Genomic DNA, 18113 nt, shown 5'->3' with positions numbered 1-18113 from the left:
CCGCAACCGGCCAACCGGCCGCTACTTTACTCCGCACACCGTGACCCAGAAGAACTTTATCGCCAACCAGTGGGTGCCCGCCGCCAGCGGCGAAACCATTCCCGTCCTGAACCCGTCCGATGGCAAGGCCTTCGACGCCATCGCGCGTTCGGGCGAGGAAGACGTGGACCGCGCCGTGGTCGCCGCGCGCGAGGCCTTCGAGGGCGAGTGGGGCCGGATGGCGCCCGCCGCCCGCAGCCGCCTGCTCATGCGCATCGCCTTCGCGCTGCTGGAGCGCCAGGAAGAATTGGCGCAGCTGGAATCGGCCGACGCCGGCAAGCCGATCAAGCAGGCCCGCGCCGACGCGGCCGCCGTGGCCCGCTATTTCGAGTTCTACGCCGGCGCGGTCGACAAGCTGCATGGCGAGACCATTCCCTACACCCCCGGCTTCACCGTGCTGACCGTGCGCGAGGCGCATGGCGTCACCGGCCACATCGTGCCGTGGAACTATCCGCTGCAGATCTTTGGCCGCAGCGTCGGCGCCGCGCTGGCCGCGGGCAATGCCTGCGTGGTCAAGCCGGCCGAGGACGCCTGCCTGTCGCTGCTCAAGGTGGCCGAGATCGCCGCCGAGGTGGGCCTGCCCGCCGGCGCGCTGAACATCTGCACCGGCTACGGCCACGAGGCCGGCGCCGCCTTGTCGGCGCACCCGGGCATCGACCACATCTCGTTCACCGGCTCGCCGCAGACCGGCAAGATGGTGGCGCACGCCGCCGCCGAGAACCACGTGCCGGTGACGCTGGAACTGGGCGGCAAGTCGCCGCAGATCGTGTTCGACGACGCCGACCTGGACGCCGCCATGCCGGTGCTGCTGGCCGCCATCATCCAGAACGCCGGCCAGACCTGCTCGGCCGGCAGCCGCGTGCTGATCCAGCGCGGCATCTATGAAAAAGTGCTGGCGCGCCTGGGCGAGGCCTTCTCGGCCACCGTCACCGGCCCGGCCGCGCAGGACCTGGATGTCGGTCCGCTGATCAGCGCCCGCCAGCATGACCGCGTGCGCGGTTTCCTGGCCGAGGCCGAAGCCGAGGGCCTGAAGGTCGCCGCGCGCGGCAAGCTCAAGGACGGCGCGCCCGACAGCGGCTTCTACCAGCCGCCGGTGCTGTTCCGCGACGTGCCGCCCAAGAGCCGCCTGGCGCAGGAAGAAGTGTTCGGCCCGGTGCTGGCCGCCATGGTGTTCGACACCGAGGAAGAAGCGCTGGAGATCGCCAACGGCACGCTCTACGGCCTGGTGGCCGGCGTCTGGACCCGCGACGGCGGCCGCCAGCTGCGCCTGGCGCGCAAGCTGCGCGCCGGCCAGGTGTTCGTCAACAATTACGGCGCCGGCGGCGGCGTGGAACTGCCGTTCGGCGGTTCGCGCCAGTCGGGCTACGGCCGTGAAAAGGGCTTCGAGGCGCTGTACGGCTTCACCACCCTGAAGACCATCGCCATCCGCCACTGATCCGGCGGCGGCCGGGCGTGCCGCCCCGACAGGGGCGGGCGCCCGGTGGCAAAATATCGGTTACCTTTGATGTTTTGCCAGGGGCGCCACGCCCCGTATCCAGGATCAGCATGTTCACCGGTATTGTTCAAGGCACCGCGAAAATCGCGAAAATCGCGGATCGCGAAGGCCTGCGCACGTTCACGCTGGCGTTTCCCGAGGGCTTCTGCCAGGACCTGGCGATCGGCGCCAGCGTCTCGACCGACGGCGTCTGCCTGACGGTCACCGAAATCCTCGACGCCAACCAGGCCACCTTCGATGTCATGCTGCAAAGCCTGGCCATCACCACGCTTGGCAGCTACCAGGAAGGCGACCGTGCCAACGTCGAGCGCGCCGCCAAGGATGGCGCCGAGATCGGCGGCCATCCGCTCTCCGGCCACGTCGATTTCACCTCGGAAGTGGTGATGGTGAAGTCGTCGGACACCAATCGCCTGATGCGCTTCAGCATCCCCGAGGCCTTTCGCAAGTACGTGTTCGCCAAGGGCTACATCGCCATCAACGGCGCCAGCCTGACCGTGTCCGAGGTCAACCGCGCCGAAGGCTGGTTCGAAGTCTGGCTGATCCCCGAGACCCGCCGCATGACGGTGTTCGAGGACAAGCAGGTGGGCGACCACGTCAACATCGAGATCGAGCGCAGCACCCAGGTGGTGGTGGACACGGTACGCGAGACGGTCCAGGAAAGCCTGGGCAAGCTGCAGCCGCTGCTGGAAGCCATCCTCAAGGAAAAAGGGCTGACGCTGGAAGATTTCGTCAGCCCGCAGGGCAAGCTCAAGTAAGCCGGGGCCGTCCGCGCCCCGTCCGCTTCCCGTTCGTGTCCGGACCCGCCGCGCGCCGAGCCGCGTCAGTGCGGGCGGCGCGCTGCCGTCAGAACGAGAACGCCGGCCCCAGCGGCTTGATGCGGATGCCCGGTTGCAGCCGGGTCCAGGGCAGGTCGGCGGGATCGGCCTGCATCGGGCCGGGGGCCTTGGCCACCAGCACCTCGTGCGCGATCGGCTGGAAGTCGGCGCGGAAGTGCACCGAGCTTTTCACCACCAAAATCGCCATCTCCTCGGGCTGCACGCCGCCGACGCGGAACAGGTTGCGGTCCAGCATCTGCGACTTGGTGGCGCTGACCACCACGCGCACGCCGCCCAGCCGCAGCCCGGCCACCGCCTCCAGGTCCACGTCCATGCCGTTCATCATCGGGCCGTCAAAGCGCAGCTTGCCGGACGACAGCGTCTCGACCACGAAGTCGCCTTCGAACGGCGCGTCGCCGGCCACGCCGGACTGCCCGCCCAACCGCAGCCGCACCGTGCTGCCGAGTCCGGCGGCGGTGGCCTGGCGCACCGCCTCGGGGTCATAGAACAGGCCCAGCGCGGCGTTCTGCGCGTCGGCCTGGACCAGCGCGCGCAGCATGCCGGTGGTGTTGGCGTCGCCGCCCGCGCCCGGATTGTCCTGGGTGTCGGCGATGACCACGGGGCGCGAGGCGCCGGCCGCGAGCGCCTGGGCCCGCTTGACCGCATCGGCCGGCGCCAGGAAGTCGGGCGACCATTGCGGTTCCAGTTCCAGCACGCGCTGGTACAGCGCCTCGGTCACGCGCTCGACCGCGTCGGCGTCGGTGCCATAGGCCCACACCACCGGGCCGCATTCGGGGAAATCGGCCGCCGGAAAGCCCGGCGCGAACGAGATCGAGGCCACGCCCGGCGTCTGCTCCAGGCGTTCCAGTTCTTCGTACACGCCCTGTGACGGCTGCAGCATCGTGCACATGCCGTTGATGGGGATCAGGAAGGGCAGGCGGCGTTCGGCCCGCACCCACTTGTCGCCGGCCGCGATGCGCGCGGCCAGCAGGCGCGCGGCATGCTCGCCGGTCACCGCCATGTCCACGTGCGGGTAGGTGCGGAAAGCGGCCAGGCCGTCGGCCTCGCGCAGCATCCGCGCGGTGACGTTGGCGTGCAGGTCCAGGCTGCCGACCACCGGCACGCCGGGGCCGACCAGGGCGCGCACCCGCGCCAGCAGTTCGCCTTCGCCGTCGTCCAGATGCTCGGCCACCATGGCGCCGTGCAGGTCCAGGTAGATGGCGTCGAAGCCGCCGGCGCGCGCCGCGTCGACGATCTCGCCGGCGATGCGTTCGTAGGCGTCGCGGGTGACGTGGGCCGACGGGCTGGCGCCGGCCCAGATCACCGTGCGCACGGTGTGGCCCTGCGCCAGCGCGGCGTTGATGAAGCCGCCGGCGGGGATGTTGACCTCGCGCAGCGCCAGCATGTCCTCGCCGCGCACCATGGCGGGAAAGCCCTCGCCGCGCACGAAGTTCTCATAGGCCGCCTTGGACGGCGCGAAGGTATTGGTCTCGTGCTGGAAGCCAGCCACCAGAATGTGCATGATCGATTCCTTGGAGCGTCAGGCGCGCGCGGGCGCGGATTGGGGAGGACGGTTCACCAGCAGCAGCAGGGCGCCGGCCACCAGCAGGGCGGAGATCGCGTACAGGCCGCCGGCCAGGCTGCCGGTGGATTCCTTGATCCAGCCGATGATGGACGGACTGAGGAAACCGCCCAGCAGGCCGATGCTGTTGATCAGCGCGATGCCGCCCGCCGCGGCTTCCCCTTGCAGGTACTGCGACGGAATCGCCCAGAATACCGTGTAGGCGGCCCACATGAAGCCCGTGGCGAGCGTGATGGCCGTCAGGGATAGCGCGAATTGCGTCGGCGCCGCGGTGGCGATGCACAGCGCCACGCCGGCCAGCAGCGCCGGCACCAGCGTGTGCCAGCGGCGCTCGCGCAGGCGGTCGGAGCTGCGCGCGAACCCCAGCATGAAGACCGCCGCGGCCACGTATGGGATCGCCGAGTACAGGCCGATCTGCATGGTGTCCTGCACCCCCGCCAGCTTGAGCAGCGTCGGCAGCCAGAAGCTGACCGCGTAGATGCCGCAGATCAGGCAGAAGTAGGTCAGCGCCATGCCGTAGATGGCCGGGTCGCGCAGCACCTGGGCGAAGGCGTGCTTCTTGTGCGCGCCGCGGCTGTCCAGGTCGGCGGCCAGCAGCGCCTTTTCCTCGGCGCTGAGCCAGCGCGCCTCGGCCGGCTTGTCGTCCAGGTAGCGGAAGGCGATGACGCCCAGCAGCACACAGGGCAGGCCTTCGAGCAGGAACATCCATTGCCAGCCGTCCAGCCCGTGCGCGCCGGAGAAGGCCGTCATGATCCAGGCCGAGACCGGGCCGCCGACGATGCCGCCGATCGGGCCGGCCAGCATCACCACCGCCATGACGCCGGCCATGCGCGATTGCGAGTACCAGTAGGTCAGGTAGAAGATCATGCCGGGGGCGAAGCCGGCCTCGAACACGCCCAGCATGAAGCGCAGGACGTAGAAGCTCCATTCGCCCTGCACGAACAGCATCGAGGCCGAGGTCAGGCCCCACAGCACCATGATGCGGCTGATGGTGCGGCGCGCGCCGATGCGCGTCAGCAGCAGGTTGCTGGGCACCTCGAACATCACGTAGCCGAGAAAGAAGATGCCCGCGCCCAGGCCGTAGACGGCATCCGAGATGCCGATGTCCTGCTGCATCTGCAGCTTGGCGAAGCCGATGTTGATGCGGTCCAGGTAGGCGAACACATAACAGAGCAGCAGGAACGGCAGCAGGCGCCAGGTGATCTTGCGATAAAGCGGAGCCAGGCGCGGATCGGCGCCTGGCGTGGCCTGATGGGGCATTGCGTTGTCTCCTCGCGGGCGGGTCTGCGCCCGCCGCGGTGGTTGGGATGGCGGCGGTCCCCGGGGTGGGTCCGCGCGGCGTCCATATTGCGAGCACGCAGTGTTCGAAACAATGACCTGGGTGATAAATTATCGTTGCCTTCAGGGCAACGGAAAACAAAGGGGGAGCGATGGCCGAAATCAGCCAGACGCGGCTGAAGTACTTCAATGAGGTCGTGGCCTGTGGCTCGATCCGCGGCGCGGCCGACAAGCTCGGCACCGCGCCGTCGGTCATCAGCCGCCAGATCCAGCTGCTGGAAAAGGAACTGGGCGTTGCGCTGTTCGAGCGCCGCGCGCGCGGGCTGACGCCGACCGAGGCCGCCGACATGCTGCTCGAATACCACCGCGCCTGCCGCGCGCAGCAGGAGCACCTGAACACGCGCCTGCAGGAGCTGCGCGGCATGCGGCGCGGCAACGTCCACCTGATGATCAGCGAGGGCTTCATCGACAGCCTGATGGAGCACGTGGTCGGGCCGTTCTGCATCGAGCATCCGCGCATCAACGTCAGCGTCAATGTCGGCTCGGTCAACGAGGTGGTCGAGGCGGTGGCCACGGATGCCGCGCACATCGGCCTGGCCTACAACCCGCCGGTCGATCCGCGGCTGCGCTGCCGCGCCAGCCGCAAGCATCCGGTCTGCCTGCTGGCGCTGCCGGATCACGCGCTGGCGCGGCGCCGCGCGCCGCTGACGATTGCCGACATCCTGCCGTATCCGTTCGCGCTGATGTCCGCGCCCTATGGCTTGCGCCAGGCGGTCGACCTGCTGGAATTCACCGAACGCATCCATCTCACGCCCAGCCTGACCACCAACTCGCTGCGCGTGCTCAAGCAATACGCGATCAGCGGCGCCGGCGTGACGCTGATGCCGAACCTGGGCGTGCACCACGAACTGGCCAGCGGCGAACTGGTGGCGCTGCCGATCGCGCATCCGATCCTGAGCGCGCCCGAGTGCCAGATGCTGCTGCGGCTGGGGCGGCCGTTGTCGTCGGCGGCCAACGAGGTGGCGCGGCGCATCGAACAGCGCCTGCCGGCGTTCGCGGCGCCCTGATGGCGGCATGTGTCCGCAAGGGGCGGCGGGCAATGCCGGCCGGGCCCGGCTAAGGGCGGATTTCGTTACGAATGGCGCCGGATGATTCTTTGAAGTTTCAGCATTCATGCGCTTTTTCAGGCATTTTTCTGCTGTAGGTCAATGAACAAGCCATTCTTCCCATGGAATCGCCATGTAACGGGCGTTTCAGGGCAATGTCAGCTACAATGGCAGCACTTTCGGAGGTTTCTATGTCGGTAATATCCGATATCAAAATACGCCCCCTGGAGCGCGGCGACCTGCACTTCGTGCACAAGATCAACAATAACGACGTCATCATGCGTTATTGGTTCGAAGAGCCTTACGAGGCCTACGACGAACTGGTCGCCCTCTATGACCGCCACTTGCACGACCAGAACGAGCGGCGCTTCATCATCGAGCACGACACCGGCCAGCCGGCCGGCCTGGTGGAACTGGTGGAAATCGACTACATCCACCGTCGCGCCGAATTCCAGATCATCATCGCGCCCAGCTACCAGGGCCGCGGCTACGCCAAGGCCGCCACCCGCATCGCGGTGGGCTACGCCTTCCGCGTGCTGAACCTGCACAAGGTCTACCTGGTGGTGGACAAAGACAACCGCGCCGCCGTGCACATCTACGAGCGCTGCGGCTTCCAGATCGAAGGGCTGCTCAAGGAAGAGTTCTTTTCCAACGGCACCTATCGCGACGCCTACCGCATGGCGCTGCTGCAGCACGACCATCTGCGCGACGTCGGCCCGGGCGCGCCGGACGCGCCGGTGCTGCGCGACTGGCCGCAGGAAGAGCAGACGGGCTGACGAATGGTATGGCGATGAAAAAACGCCCCCGGGGAATTCTCCCCGGGGGCGTTTTCACGTCATGGCGCCGGCGGTTCAGGCCGTCTGCGGCGCGGCCCGCAGCAGCCGCAAGCCGTTGGCCACCACCAGCAGGCTGGCGCCGACGTCGGCGAACACCGCCATCCACAGCGTGGCGTTGCCGGTCATCGCCAGGGTCAGGAACACGGCCTTGATGTCCAGCGCCAGCGCGATGTTCTGGATCAGCACGCTGTGGGTGGCGCGCGACAGGCGCAGGAAGGTGCCGATCTTGCGCAGGTCATCGTCCATCAGCGCCACGTCGGCCGTTTCGATGGCGGTGCCGGTGCCGGCCGCGCCCATGGCGAAGCCGATGTCGGCGCGGGCCAGGGCCGGGGCGTCGTTGATGCCGTCGCCGACCATGCCGACCTTGGCGGCGGGCGCCAGCTTGCTCTCGATCGCGGCCAGCTTGTCTTCGGGCAACTGGTCGCCGCGCGCTTCGTCGATGCCGACCTGGCGCGCGATGGCCTGCGCTGTGGGCGTGTTGTCGCCCGTCAGCATCAGGGTGCGCACGCCCAGCGCGTGCAAGTCGGCGATGGCGGCCGCGCTGGTGGGCTTGACCGTGTCGGCCACCGCCGCCAGCGCCAGCACGCGCTGGCCGTCGCTGAGCGCGATGGCGCTCTTGCCCTGCCGTTCCAGTTCGTCGAGGCGGGCTTCCAGCTTGGGGCTGGACACGCCCAGCTCACGCATCAGGCGGCGGTTGCCCAGCTGGAACGCCACGCCATCCACCTTGCCGCTGACGCCGCGGCCGGGCAGGGCGGTGAAGTCGTCCACGTCCAGCAGCGCCTTGCCGGCGTCGCGCGCGGCGTTGGCCACGGCCAGCGAGACCGGGTGGTCGGAGCGGGCCGCCAGGCTGGCGGCGACCAGCGCCGCGGGTTGGCGCGTCAGGTCGGAGACGTCCCAGTCCTGCAGGTCGGTCTGCACCGGCTTGCCGTGGGTCAGCGTGCCGGTCTTGTCCAGCGCCAGCCACTTCAGGTTGCGGCCTTCTTCCAGGTACACGCCGCCCTTGACCAGGATGCCGCGGCGCGAGGCCGCCGTCAGGCCGCTGACGATGCTGACCGGCGTGGAGATCACCAGGGCGCAGGGGCAGGCGATGATCAGCAGCGCCAGCGCGCGGTAGATCGCGTCGAACCAGGGCTGGCTCCACAGCAGCGGCGGCAGGACCGCCACCAGCACGGCCACGCCGACCACCACGGGCGTATAGATGCGCGAGAAGCGGTCGATGAAGCGCTGGGTCGGGGCGCGCGCGCCCCGGGCCTGCTCGACCGCGTGGATGATGCGCGCCAGCGTGGTGTTGCCGGCCGCCGCGGTGACGCGGTAGTCGAACGAGCCGGCCGCGTTGACGGTGGCGGCGTAGACCGGGTCGCCTTCGGCCTTCTCGACCGGCAGGCTTTCGCCGGTGATGGGGGATTGGTCCACCGCCGAACGGCCGCTGACGATGATGCCGTCGGCGGCGATGCGTTCGCCCGGCCGCACGCGGACCACGTCGTCGACCTGCAGTTGCGCCGCCGGCATCGATTGCCAGCTGCCGTCGGCCTGGCGCACGGTGGCGGTTTCGGGCGCCAGGTCGAGCAGGCCGCGGATGGCGTTGCGGGCGCGGTCGAGCGAACGCGCCTCGATCAGTTCGGCGACGTTGAAGAGGAACATCACCATGGCCGCTTCCGGCCATTGTCCGATCAGCACGGCGCCGGTGACGGCGATGCTCATGAGCGCGTTGATGTTGAGGTTGCCGTTGCGCACGGCGATCCAGCCCTTGCGGTAGGTGCTGATGCCGCAGGCGAGGATGGCGGCGACCGCCAGCGCGGCGGTGACGCCCCAGTGCATGCTGGCAAAGTGCGAGGCTTCCGACAGGCCGGCAAGCACGCCGGCGCCGCCGATGGCCCACCAGTTGACGCGCGCGGCGGCCGGCGCCGGGGTGCGCGCGGCGCCTTCGGCCAGCGGTTCGGGCGTCATGCCCAGCGACTTGATGGCGGCGGTGATGCGGTCCAGCGCGCCCTCGGCGTGCACCACCGTCAGGATGCGCTGCATCAGGTTGAAGTCCAGCGCGTGCACGCCGTCGACGCTGTCGAGCTTCTTGCGGATCAGCGTTTCCTCGGTCGGGCAGTCCATCTGGCCGATGCGCAGGCGGGCCAGCAACTGGCCCGGGCCGGCCTGCAGCACGGCCGCGCCGCCGGCGGACATCTGGATGTCGCCGGCATCGTGGCCGCAGCAGGCCGAGGCGCCGTGGTCATGCGCCGGCGCGTGGGCATGGCCGTGGTCGTGGTCGTGGCTGTGGCTGTGGTTGTGATCGTGGCCGTGATCGTGATCGTGGCCGTGATCGTGGTCATGGCCGGCGCCTTCGTGGCGATGGCCGTCGGCCGCGGCGGCCTTGCCTTGCGCGGGGCCGCAGCATCCGCCGGCGGCGTGGTCATGCCCGCCGGGCGCAGCCGGGGCCTTCGTGCCGCAGCAGGCGTCCGGTTGTCCGGAAGCGGCGGGATCGGTGTGTTTGTTCGTTGCGCAAGACATCGTGGTTGCCTTTTCGTAAGCCGTTGACCGTATTCCACACCTTGGAGTTACTATAGGGTCAACCCCTTAATCCATCGGATGCGTCCGGGAGGCATGATGCGTATCGGCGAATTGGCCACGGCGGCCGGCACCACGGTCGAAACCGTCAGGTATTACGAGAAGGAAGGGCTGCTGCCCGCCCCGGAGCGCGGCCTGAACAACTACCGCAGCTACGGCCAGACCCACCTGGAGCGGCTGCGGCTGATCCGCAACTGCCGCGCCCTGGACATGACCCAGGACGAGATCCGCGCCATCCTGTCGCTGGCGGACAATCACCAGACTGGATGCGGCCCTATTAATGAACTGTTCGACGAGCACATTTCCCATGTGGACGAGCGCATCGCCGAACTGACCCAGTTGAAGACGCAATTGACCGATCTGCGCCAGCGCTGCCTGTCGGCGCGGCCGGATACGGAAGATTGCGGCATCCTGCACGGCCTGTCGGAAATGCAGGTCGAGGAACGCCAGGAGCGCCATACCCACCTGGGTTGACGCCGCCAGTCGCCATGCGCCGGGCAGGGGGATAGCCGTCCCCGCCGCGGCCATGGCGTAATATGAGAACCCTTCTCTTTCCCATTTGGGAAGCCGCCAGAATTCCGTTACTTGTGCCTCACTCCATGACCCAGACCGCCATCGCCACGCCCTTGCACGCCATCACCTCGCGCCGTTCCGTGAAGTTCCTGCGGGGCCCGGCGCCCAAACCCGCCGAACTCGAACAGATCCTGCAGGCCGCGATGTCGGCCCCCGACCACGGCGCGCTGCGTCCGTGGCGCTTCGTGGTGATCCAGGGCGAGGCCATCGGCAAGCTGGCCGATGTGGCGCTGGAGGCCGTCAAGCGCAGCGGCGATCCGCGCATGACGCCGGAAAAGGAAAGGTCGGTGCGCGAGTGGATGGCGAGCGTGCCGCTGTTCGTCGCCGTGGCGCAGAAGATCGCCCACGACAACACCAAGATCCCCGAGGCCGAGCAACTGCTGGCCACCGGCTGCGCCACCATGAACATCCTGAACGCCGCCCACATGCTGGGCTACGGCGCGTTCTGGAGCACCGGCATCGGCACCTACGTCGAAGACGTGCAGGCGGCGCTGGGCCTGGATTCGCTCGACTACCGCTTCCTCGGCTTCCTGGCCATCGGCACGCCGGCGTGCGCGGTGCCGCCGGCCAACCGCCCGGACTACCGCGAGTTCGTCACCGAGTGGACCGGCCTGCTCTGACGCGCGCCGTGGCGCGATAGAAAAACCGGCCGCTGGCCGGTTTTTTATTGCGTGTCGCCTACCGTTGTGACGCGATGGGCCGGAAGGCCGCGCGCACGAGTTTCTCCAGGCCCCAGCCCGCGAAATAGAAGAGGGCCAGCGTCGGCAGCCCGATCAGCAGGTAGCCGCCGACCCAGGACAGCTCACCGAGCAGCCGGTCCAGGTTCAGTTCGTGCAGCAGCGCAAGCTGCAAGGCCAATGGCAATTGGAGCAGCACGAAGCGGCCCTTGTCGTCGCCGTCGGCGGACAGTGCGCCGGCGATGCAGAGGATGACGATGGCGAGGTAAAGCGCGGCAAACACGATGCCGGTCCAGCTGAACCCTTTCGAGGCAGTCAATCGAGGCACGTCGGTTTCCAGGGGAATCGGAAGCCGCAAGTATAGAGGTCGGCCAGATGCGGTCCAGCAAGCCAAGCCGCCCAGCCAAGCCACCGAGCCAAGCCACCGAGCCAAGCCGCCGAGCCACCACACCGGGCCAGGCCGACGTTGCTCGCCATCCGGCTGCACCGGGCAGGCTTGCGCGGCCATCAATAAATGACAATAATTCTTATTGTTGATTAGCCCGCCCTCCCATTCCCCGCCATGTCCCATTCTGCGCAGCCGACGCCGCACACCGCCGCCCAGCTGTACGAGGCCCATCATCCGTGGCTGCTGGAATGGCTGCGGCGCCGGCTGGGCTGCCGCCATGACGCCGCCGACCTGGCGCACGATACCTTCCTGCGGGTGCTGGCCGGGCGCCAGACCGAGCCGATCCACGAACCCCGCGCGTTCCTGACCACGCTGGCGCAGCGCACGCTGTATACCTTCTGGCGCCGCCGCGAGCTGGAGCGCGCCTACCTCGACAGCCTCGAATCCCTGCCGCAGGCCTGCGCGCCCAGCGAAGAACAGCGCGCGCTGGTGGTCGAGGCCCTGATGCAGATCGACCGCGCCCTGCAACGCCTGCCGGCGCGCACCCGCCAGATATTCCTCCTGAGCCAGTTACACGAACTGACCTATCCGCAGATCGCCGAACAGCTCGGCGTGTCGGCCATCACCGTCCGGCGCGGCATGAAGCAGGCCATCACGCTGTGCGTGGCCGCGCGCCTGGCCGCATGAGCGCGCCCGCGCTGCCGGCCGCCGTCGAGGCGGCGGTCGACTGGATGGTGCTGCTGTCGTCGGGCGAGGCAAGCGCCGCTGACCGCGCCCGGTTCGAGGCCTGGCATCGGACCGACCCGCGCCACGCCGCCGCCTGGGACATGGTCACCGGCGCCCTGGACAGCACCTTTGCGCCGCTGGGCGAGGGCGCCTCGTCCCGGGCGGCCGGCGCGGCGCTGCTGGCGCCGACCTCGCGCCGCCGGGCGCTGCGCAATGCCTTGATGCTGGCGCTGGCGGCCGGCGGGCTGGCCGCCCTGGTCGATCGCCAGACGCCGTTGCGGACCCTGGCCGCCGACCTGCGCACCGGCACCGGCGAACGCCACGTCTATCCGCTGCCGGACGGCAGCGTGGTCACCCTGAACGCGCGCTCCGCCGTCGACCTGCAATTCGATGACCGCGTCCGCGTGCTGCGGTTGCGCGAGGGCGCGGTCTACGTGCGGGTGGCGGCGGACGCCGAGCGGCCCTTCATCGTCGCCAGTCCCGATGGCGAGGTGCAGGCCTTGGGCACGGTGTTCGGCGTGGCGCGCGATGCGCGGGGCAGTGTCGCCTGTGTGATCGAGCACAGTGTCGAGATCCGCGCGGCGGGCCAGCGGCGCACGCTGGCGGCGGGCGAGGGCGCGCGCTTCGGCGCGGACGGCATCGGCGCGCCGGACGCCGCGCTGGCCGAGGCCGCCGCCTGGCACGACGGCATGCTGGTGGTGCGCGACCAGCCGCTGGGCGAGGTGGTGGCGGCATTGCGGCCATACCGGCGCGGCTTTTTGCGCATCTCTCCCGAGGCCGCCCGGCTGCGGGTGCTGGGCGCGTTTCCGCTGGACGACACCGACCGCGTGCTGGAATCCCTGCGCCAGACGCTGCCGATCGAGGTCGCCACGCTGGGCGGCTGGCTGGTCAGCATCGACCTGCGCGCCGATGCCGCCGAAAAAAAATGATCGCTCGCGGCGGGCTCGCTGGACATACCTCCTGAAGCACCCCCTTGTCGCAGGAGATTCCATGTTCCCCGTTCGTCCCGCGCCGCAGCTGGCGGCCGCGTTCCTCATCGCCCTGGCCGCGCCGGCCGGCATCGCCCAGGCCCAGGCGGGCGCCCAATCGGGCGCGCCCATGGCGCAGCGCTACGATCTGCCCGCCGCGCCGCTGGCCGAGACCCTGACCCGTATCGCGCGCCAGAGCGGCCACGCGGTGTCGGTCGATCCGGCGCTGGTGGCGGGCCGCCAGGCCCCGGCCGTGGCCGGCACCTACACCGCCGAGCAGGCCTTGCGCCAGGCGCTGGCCGGCAGCGGCCTGGAGTTGCGCATCACCGCCAATGGCACCTTCAGCGCGCGGCCCCTGCCGCAGGCGGGCGACGCCACCCTGCTGGAGCCGGTGCGCGTGACCGGCGCGGTCGAATCGCCCTCCGGTCCGCTGCATGGCTACGCCGCCCGTGTCAGCGCCACCGGCACCAAGACCGACACGCCCATCATCGAGACGCCGCAGTCGATCACGGTGGTCGGCGCCGAGGAAATCGAGACGCTCAAGGCGCAGAGCCTGCAGGACGCGCTGGGCTACGTGGCGGGCGTGAGCCGCGCGGAAGGCCAGGATCGCACCTCCGACAGCCTGTTCCTGCGCGGCTTTCGCGGCAGCCAGGGTAACTACTATCGCGATGGCACGCTGTACACCGTGAATATCTACAACGGACGGCAGGAACTGTACGGGCTGGAACGGGTCGAGTTCCTCAAGGGCGCCGCCTCGGTGCTCTACGGCGCGGCGCCGCCGGGCGGTGTCATCAACACGGTCAGCAAGCGGCCCACGACCGAGCCGCTGCATGAACTGAACGTCGAGGCGGGCAACTTCCGCCGCAAGCAGATCTCCGGCGACTTCGGCGGCGCGCTCGATGACGAGGGCAAATGGTCTTACCGCCTGACCGCCCTCAAGCGCGACAGCGATACCTTCATCGATCACGTGCCGGACGACCGGACCTACGTGGCCCCGGCCCTCAAGTGGCAACCCAGCGATGCCACTTCGCTGACCCTGCTGGCGGAATACCAGGAGGACCGCACGGCCTACGTCTACGGCCTGCCTGGCCAGGGCACGGTCCTGCCCAATCCCAACGGCAGGATTCCCCGCAATCGCTTCACGGGTGAACCTGGCTTCGACAAATTCATCATGAAGCGCTATTCGATCGGCTACCTGTTCGAACACGCGTTCACGGACCAGCTCAAGCTGCGCAACAGCGTGCGCTACTTCCACGCCGACAGCACCTATTTCTCCACCGACATCTGGCAGCTGCAGCCCGACCAGCGCCACACCGCCGATCGCGGCGCGATGCCGCGCTGGGACCGGTCCTCGGCGGTCGTGGCCGATACATCGCTGCAGTACGACGCCACCACCGGCCCGCTGCGCCACACGCTGCTGGCGGGCCTGGACTACTCGCTGCCCAAGCACGAGACCGAGCGCTACCAGCGCAGCAACACCAACATCGATCTCTATGACCCGGTCTACGGCGTCCCCCTGGGACCGGCCACGCCGTTCCCGTGGTCGTCCTCGAAAACCGACATGAAGCGCCTGGGGGTTTACCTGCAGGATCAGGTCAAGATCGCCGACAAGTGGGTGCTGCTGCTGGGTGGGCGGCACGATTGGGTCACGGTCAACGAACGCAATTTCTTCACCGGCGAAAAGATCGCGGACAATGAAAAGAGCCAGGCCTTCACCGGCCGCGCCGGCATCGTCTACCTGGCCGACAACGGCCTGGCGCCGTTCCTGAGCTACAGCGAATCGTTCGAGCCGACCAGCGGCCAGGACCGCCAGGGCAGCCGTTTCAAGCCTACCACCGGCGAGCAATACGAAGCGGGCGTGCGCTATCAGCCGGCCGGGTCGGACACCATGCTGTCGGCGGCGGTGTACCAACTGACGCGCAAGAACGTGAACGTGGCCGACCCGTTCGATACCAACTACGAAATCCAGGCCGGCCAGGCGCGCACCCGCGGGCTGGAGCTGGAGGCGCGCACCCGCGTCGGCCGCCACGCCAACCTGATCGCCGCCTATGCCTACACCGATGCGCGCACCCTCAAGGCCAGCCCGCTGCAACCGGACGAGGTCGGCAAGCGCCTGAACTCGGTGCCGTTCAACCAGTTCTCGGTCTGGGGCGACTACGGCTTCGGCGCCTTCGGCCTGCCGGGGCTGCGGGTCGGCGCGGGCGTGCGCTACGTCGGCAGCACGCGCGGCCTGGCGCATGGCACGGCGGTCGAGGTGCCGTCCTTCACGCTGTTCGACGCCATGGTCAGCTACACCACCGGCCCCTGGCGGTTCGCGCTCAACGCCACCAACCTGGCCGACAAGACCTACATCGGCAGCTGCACCTATGGTTGCTTCTACGGCGAGCCGCGCCGCGTGATCGGCACGGCGACCTACCGCTGGTGATAGCGGGCGGGCAGGGGCGTGCAACCCCCTGCCGCGCGCGCCGGCCGGCCCCGAACCGCACGGCCAGCAAGGCCCGGCGCGGCCCCTGTCTCGGGGCCGCGCCCTGTGCTACTCTGGCTCCCGGCCGTGCATGTTTATCCCTTTGCACAGGCCGACGATGGCAATGTCCGAGGTCACCCCCCCCCGGGCAGTGTCTTGGTGAGAAGAATGCGCATGACACGATCAAGCGTGGAGACAATTCATGAGCCAATATGGGCCGCTGAAGTTGCACGTCCCCGAGCCTACCGGGCGTCCGGGTTGCAAGACCGACTTTTCCTACCTGCGCCTGTCGCCGCCCGGCGAGGTGCCCAAACCCCCCATTGATGTCGCCGCGATCGACACCGGCAGCCTGGCCTACAGCCTGGTGCGGGTCATCGACGACGACGGCCGCGCCGTCGGCCCGTGGGCGCCGGAGATCAGCGACGAGCTGCTGCGCCGTGGCATGCGCACCATGCTCAAGACGCGCATCTTCGACGGCCGCATGCTGACCGCCCAGCGCAAGAAGAAGATCTCCTTCTACATGCAGAGCCTGGGCGAAGAGGCCATCGGCTCGGCCCATGCGCTGGCGCTGGAGCAGGGCGACATGTGCTTCCCGACCTACCGCCAGCAGAGCATCCTGCTGGCGCGCGACGTGTCGCTGGTGACCATGATGTGCCAGCTCATGTCCAACGAGCGCGACCCGCTCAAGGGGCGCCAGCTGCCGGTCATGTATTCCGACCGCGAGAACGGCTTCTTCACCATTTCGGGCAACCTGGCCACGCAGTTCATCCAGGCGGTGGGCTGGGGCATGGCCTCGGCCATCAAGGGCGATACCCGCATCGCGTCCGGCTGGATCGGCGACGGCGCCACCGCCGAGGCGGACTTCCACACCGCGCTGACCTTCGCCCACGTGTACCGCGCGCCGGTGATCCTGAACGTGGTCAACAACCAGTGGGCGATCTCGACCTTCCAGGCCATCGCCGGGGGCGAGGGCGCCACCTTCGCCGGCCGTGGCGTGGGCTGCGGCATCGCCTCGCTGCGAGTCGATGGCAACGATTTCCTGGCGGTCTACGCCGCCTCGCGCTGGGCCGCCGAACGCGCGCGCAGCAATCTCGGCCCCACCCTGATCGAATGGGTGACCTATCGCGCGGGCCCGCACTCCACCTCCGACGACCCCTCCAAGTACCGCCCCGGCGACGACTGGAGCCACTTCCCGCTGGGCGACCCGATCGAGCGCTTCAAGAAGCACCTGATCCTGCGTGGCATCTGGTCCGAGGCCGAGCACGACGCGGTGCGCGCCGAGCTCGACGCCGAGATCCAGGCGGCGCAGAAGGAAGCGGAAAGCTACGGCACCCTGGTGGACGGCCACGTCCCCAGCGCCGCCAGCATCTTTGAAGACGTCTACAAGGACATGCCGGAGCACCTGCGCCGGCAACGTCAGCAGCTCGGAGTGTGAGTCATGGCTATCGATAACAATGGGGGTCCGGCGTCCGCGCCGATGACCATGATCCAGGCTTTGCGCTCGGCCATGGATGTGATGCTGGAGCGTGACGGCAACGTGGTGGTGTTCGGCCAGGACGTGGGCTATTTCGGCGGCGTGTTCCGCTGCACCGAGGGCCTGCAGGCCAAGTACGGCAGCTCGCGCGTGTTCGACACGCCGATCTCCGAGGGCGGCATCGTCGGCGTGGCGGTGGGCATGGGCGCCTACGGCCTGCGGCCGGTGTGCGAGATCCAGTTCGCCGACTATTTCTACCCGGCCTCCGACCAGATCGTGTCCGAGGCGGCGCGCCTGCGCTACCGCTCGGTGGGCGAATTCATCGCGCCCATGACCATCCGCATGCCCTGCGGCGGCGGCATCTACGGCGGCCAGACGCACAGCCAGAGCCCCGAGGCGATGTTCACCCAGGTCTGCGGGCTGCGCACGGTGATGCCGTCCAACCCCTACGACGCCAAGGGCCTGCTGATCGCGTCCATCGAGAACGACGATCCGGTCATCTTCCTGGAACCCAAGCGCCTGTACAACGGCCCGTTCGACGGCCACCACGACCGTCCCGTGACGCCGTGGACCGGCCGCCCGGGCAGCGTGGTGCCGACCGGCTACTACACCGTGCCGCTGGACTCCGCCGCCATCGTGCGGCCCGGCAACGCGCTGACGGTGCTGACCTATGGCACCACGGTGCACGTGTCGCTGACCGCGGCCGAGGAAACTGGCATCGACGCCGAGGTCATCGACCTGCGCAGCCTGTGGCCGCTGGACCTGGAGACCATCGTCAACTCGGTCAAGAAGACCGGCCGCTGCGTCGTGGTGCACGAAGCCACGCGCACCTGCGGCTATGGCGCCGAGCTGATCTCGCTGGTGCAAGAACACTGCTTCCATCACCTCGAAGCGCCCGTCGAGCGCGTGACCGGTTGGGATACGCCCTACTCGCACGCGCAGGAATGGGCGTATTTCCCCGGCCCGCGCCGGGTCGGCGAAGCGTTCAAACGCGCGATGGAGGTGTGAGATGGGGATTCATGTCATCAAGATGCCCGACATCGGCGAAGGCATTGCCGAGGTCGAACTGGTGGGCTGGCACGTCAAGGTGGGCGACACCGTCGCCGAGGACCAGCCGCTGGCCGACGTCATGACCG

The 18113-nt window shown here is 68.8% G+C and carries 16 protein-coding genes; 12 read left to right on the top strand and 4 right to left on the bottom strand.

Annotated elements, in window-relative coordinates:
• The first annotated feature begins 40 nt into the window (after positions 1-40).
• Together AOZ49_RS13220 and AOZ49_RS13215 are read left to right on the top strand one after the other, a co-directional pair.
• Entirely contained in the window at positions 41-1474 is a 1434-nt protein-coding gene (locus AOZ49_RS13220) for an aldehyde dehydrogenase family protein (RefSeq protein WP_054475771.1), read from the top strand.
• Between the two features lie 110 nt (positions 1475-1584).
• Complete coding sequence (locus AOZ49_RS13215) at positions 1585-2289, top strand: riboflavin synthase (protein WP_054432056.1); 705 nt, start codon at positions 1585-1587, stop codon at positions 2287-2289.
• Positions 2290-2377: 88 nt separating this feature from the next.
• Here AOZ49_RS13215 and AOZ49_RS13210 read toward each other — a convergent pair whose 3' ends face one another.
• The gene (locus AOZ49_RS13210; RefSeq protein WP_054475769.1) at positions 2378-3871 is read right to left on the bottom strand and encodes a M81 family metallopeptidase; all 1494 of its coding nucleotides are present in this window, start codon (positions 3869-3871) and stop codon (positions 2378-2380) included.
• An 18-nt stretch (positions 3872-3889) separates the two neighbouring features.
• Entirely contained in the window at positions 3890-5191 is a 1302-nt protein-coding gene (locus tag AOZ49_RS13205) for an MFS transporter (protein ID WP_054432052.1), read from the bottom strand.
• 170 nt (positions 5192-5361) lie between these two features.
• On the opposite strand from AOZ49_RS13205, the gene AOZ49_RS13200 reads away from it, so the two are divergent.
• Positions 5362-6276, top strand: coding sequence for a LysR family transcriptional regulator (locus AOZ49_RS13200; protein WP_054432050.1), 915 nt, complete (start codon positions 5362-5364; stop codon positions 6274-6276).
• Positions 6277-6506: 230 nt separating this feature from the next.
• Complete coding sequence (speG, locus tag AOZ49_RS13195) at positions 6507-7091, top strand: spermidine N1-acetyltransferase (protein WP_006394339.1); 585 nt, start codon at positions 6507-6509, stop codon at positions 7089-7091.
• A gap of 75 nt (positions 7092-7166) precedes the next feature.
• On the opposite strand, the gene AOZ49_RS13190 is transcribed toward speG, so the two are convergent.
• Positions 7167-9650, bottom strand: coding sequence for a heavy metal translocating P-type ATPase (locus AOZ49_RS13190; protein WP_054475767.1), 2484 nt, complete (start codon positions 9648-9650; stop codon positions 7167-7169).
• 96 nt (positions 9651-9746) lie between these two features.
• Here AOZ49_RS13190 and cadR point away from each other — a divergent pair, with 96 nt between their 5' ends.
• Both cadR and AOZ49_RS13180 read left to right on the top strand, forming a co-directional pair.
• Complete coding sequence (cadR, locus tag AOZ49_RS13185) at positions 9747-10181, top strand: Cd(II)/Pb(II)-responsive transcriptional regulator (protein WP_054432250.1); 435 nt, start codon at positions 9747-9749, stop codon at positions 10179-10181.
• 125 nt (positions 10182-10306) lie between these two features.
• Positions 10307-10900 (top strand): nitroreductase family protein, encoded by a 594-nt coding sequence (locus AOZ49_RS13180; RefSeq protein WP_054475765.1) that lies wholly within the window; start codon positions 10307-10309, stop codon positions 10898-10900.
• 58 nt (positions 10901-10958) lie between these two features.
• Here the strand turns inward: AOZ49_RS13180 and AOZ49_RS13175 are convergent, their stop codons facing one another.
• Positions 10959-11285 (bottom strand): hypothetical protein, encoded by a 327-nt coding sequence (locus AOZ49_RS13175; protein ID WP_054432044.1) that lies wholly within the window; start codon positions 11283-11285, stop codon positions 10959-10961.
• Positions 11286-11519: 234 nt separating this feature from the next.
• Between AOZ49_RS13175 and AOZ49_RS13170 the strand changes: the two genes are divergently transcribed.
• The 6 genes from AOZ49_RS13170 to AOZ49_RS31765 all read left to right on the top strand — a co-directional run.
• On the top strand, positions 11520-12032 hold the full coding sequence (locus AOZ49_RS13170; protein WP_054432041.1) for a sigma-70 family RNA polymerase sigma factor: 513 nt from the start codon (positions 11520-11522) through the stop codon (positions 12030-12032).
• Positions 12029-13000, top strand: a complete 972-nt coding sequence (locus AOZ49_RS13165; RefSeq protein ID WP_054475933.1) for a FecR domain-containing protein — start codon at positions 12029-12031, stop codon at positions 12998-13000. The genes AOZ49_RS13170 and AOZ49_RS13165 overlap by 4 nt, the downstream gene beginning before the upstream one ends.
• A gap of 61 nt (positions 13001-13061) precedes the next feature.
• The gene (locus AOZ49_RS13160; RefSeq protein WP_054475763.1) at positions 13062-15464 is read left to right on the top strand and encodes a TonB-dependent siderophore receptor; all 2403 of its coding nucleotides are present in this window, start codon (positions 13062-13064) and stop codon (positions 15462-15464) included.
• A gap of 241 nt (positions 15465-15705) precedes the next feature.
• The gene (locus AOZ49_RS13155) at positions 15706-16938 is read left to right on the top strand and encodes a 3-methyl-2-oxobutanoate dehydrogenase (2-methylpropanoyl-transferring) subunit alpha (RefSeq protein ID WP_054432036.1); all 1233 of its coding nucleotides are present in this window, start codon (positions 15706-15708) and stop codon (positions 16936-16938) included.
• A gap of 3 nt (positions 16939-16941) precedes the next feature.
• Entirely contained in the window at positions 16942-17985 is a 1044-nt protein-coding gene (locus AOZ49_RS13150) for an alpha-ketoacid dehydrogenase subunit beta (protein WP_054475761.1), read from the top strand.
• Between the two features lies 1 nt (position 17986).
• Positions 17987-18113, top strand: a 127-nt coding sequence (locus tag AOZ49_RS31765; RefSeq protein ID WP_156355657.1) for a biotin/lipoyl-containing protein, incomplete at its 3' end; no start/stop codon positions are given.

This window comes from Achromobacter sp. 2789STDY5608615 (assembly GCF_001298995.1).
GTDB lineage: Bacteria > Pseudomonadota > Gammaproteobacteria > Burkholderiales > Burkholderiaceae_B > Achromobacter > Achromobacter insuavis.
This window is presented reverse-complemented; position numbering and strand designations above follow the sequence as displayed.

Excerpts from the sequence above, each read along its gene's own strand:
- speG (WP_006394339.1), top strand. The coding sequence starts at position 6,507 with ATGTCGGTAATATCCGATATCAAAATACGCCCCCTGGAGCGCGGCGAC.
- AOZ49_RS13190 (WP_054475767.1), bottom strand. The coding sequence starts at position 9,650 with ATGTCTTGCGCAACGAACAAACACACCGATCCCGCCGCTTCCGGACAA.
- AOZ49_RS13165 (WP_054475933.1), top strand. The coding sequence starts at position 12,029 with ATGAGCGCGCCCGCGCTGCCGGCCGCCGTCGAGGCGGCGGTCGACTGG.
- AOZ49_RS13160 (WP_054475763.1), top strand. The coding sequence starts at position 13,062 with ATGTTCCCCGTTCGTCCCGCGCCGCAGCTGGCGGCCGCGTTCCTCATC.
- AOZ49_RS13210 (WP_054475769.1), bottom strand. The coding sequence starts at position 3,871 with ATGCACATTCTGGTGGCTGGCTTCCAGCACGAGACCAATACCTTCGCG.
- AOZ49_RS13180 (WP_054475765.1), top strand. The coding sequence starts at position 10,307 with ATGACCCAGACCGCCATCGCCACGCCCTTGCACGCCATCACCTCGCGC.
- AOZ49_RS13205 (WP_054432052.1), bottom strand. The coding sequence starts at position 5,191 with ATGCCCCATCAGGCCACGCCAGGCGCCGATCCGCGCCTGGCTCCGCTT.
- AOZ49_RS13170 (WP_054432041.1), top strand. The coding sequence starts at position 11,520 with ATGTCCCATTCTGCGCAGCCGACGCCGCACACCGCCGCCCAGCTGTAC.
- AOZ49_RS13215 (WP_054432056.1), top strand. The coding sequence starts at position 1,585 with ATGTTCACCGGTATTGTTCAAGGCACCGCGAAAATCGCGAAAATCGCG.
- cadR (WP_054432250.1), top strand. The coding sequence starts at position 9,747 with ATGCGTATCGGCGAATTGGCCACGGCGGCCGGCACCACGGTCGAAACC.
- AOZ49_RS13155 (WP_054432036.1), top strand. The coding sequence starts at position 15,706 with ATGAGCCAATATGGGCCGCTGAAGTTGCACGTCCCCGAGCCTACCGGG.
- AOZ49_RS13200 (WP_054432050.1), top strand. The coding sequence starts at position 5,362 with ATGGCCGAAATCAGCCAGACGCGGCTGAAGTACTTCAATGAGGTCGTG.
- AOZ49_RS13150 (WP_054475761.1), top strand. The coding sequence starts at position 16,942 with ATGGCTATCGATAACAATGGGGGTCCGGCGTCCGCGCCGATGACCATG.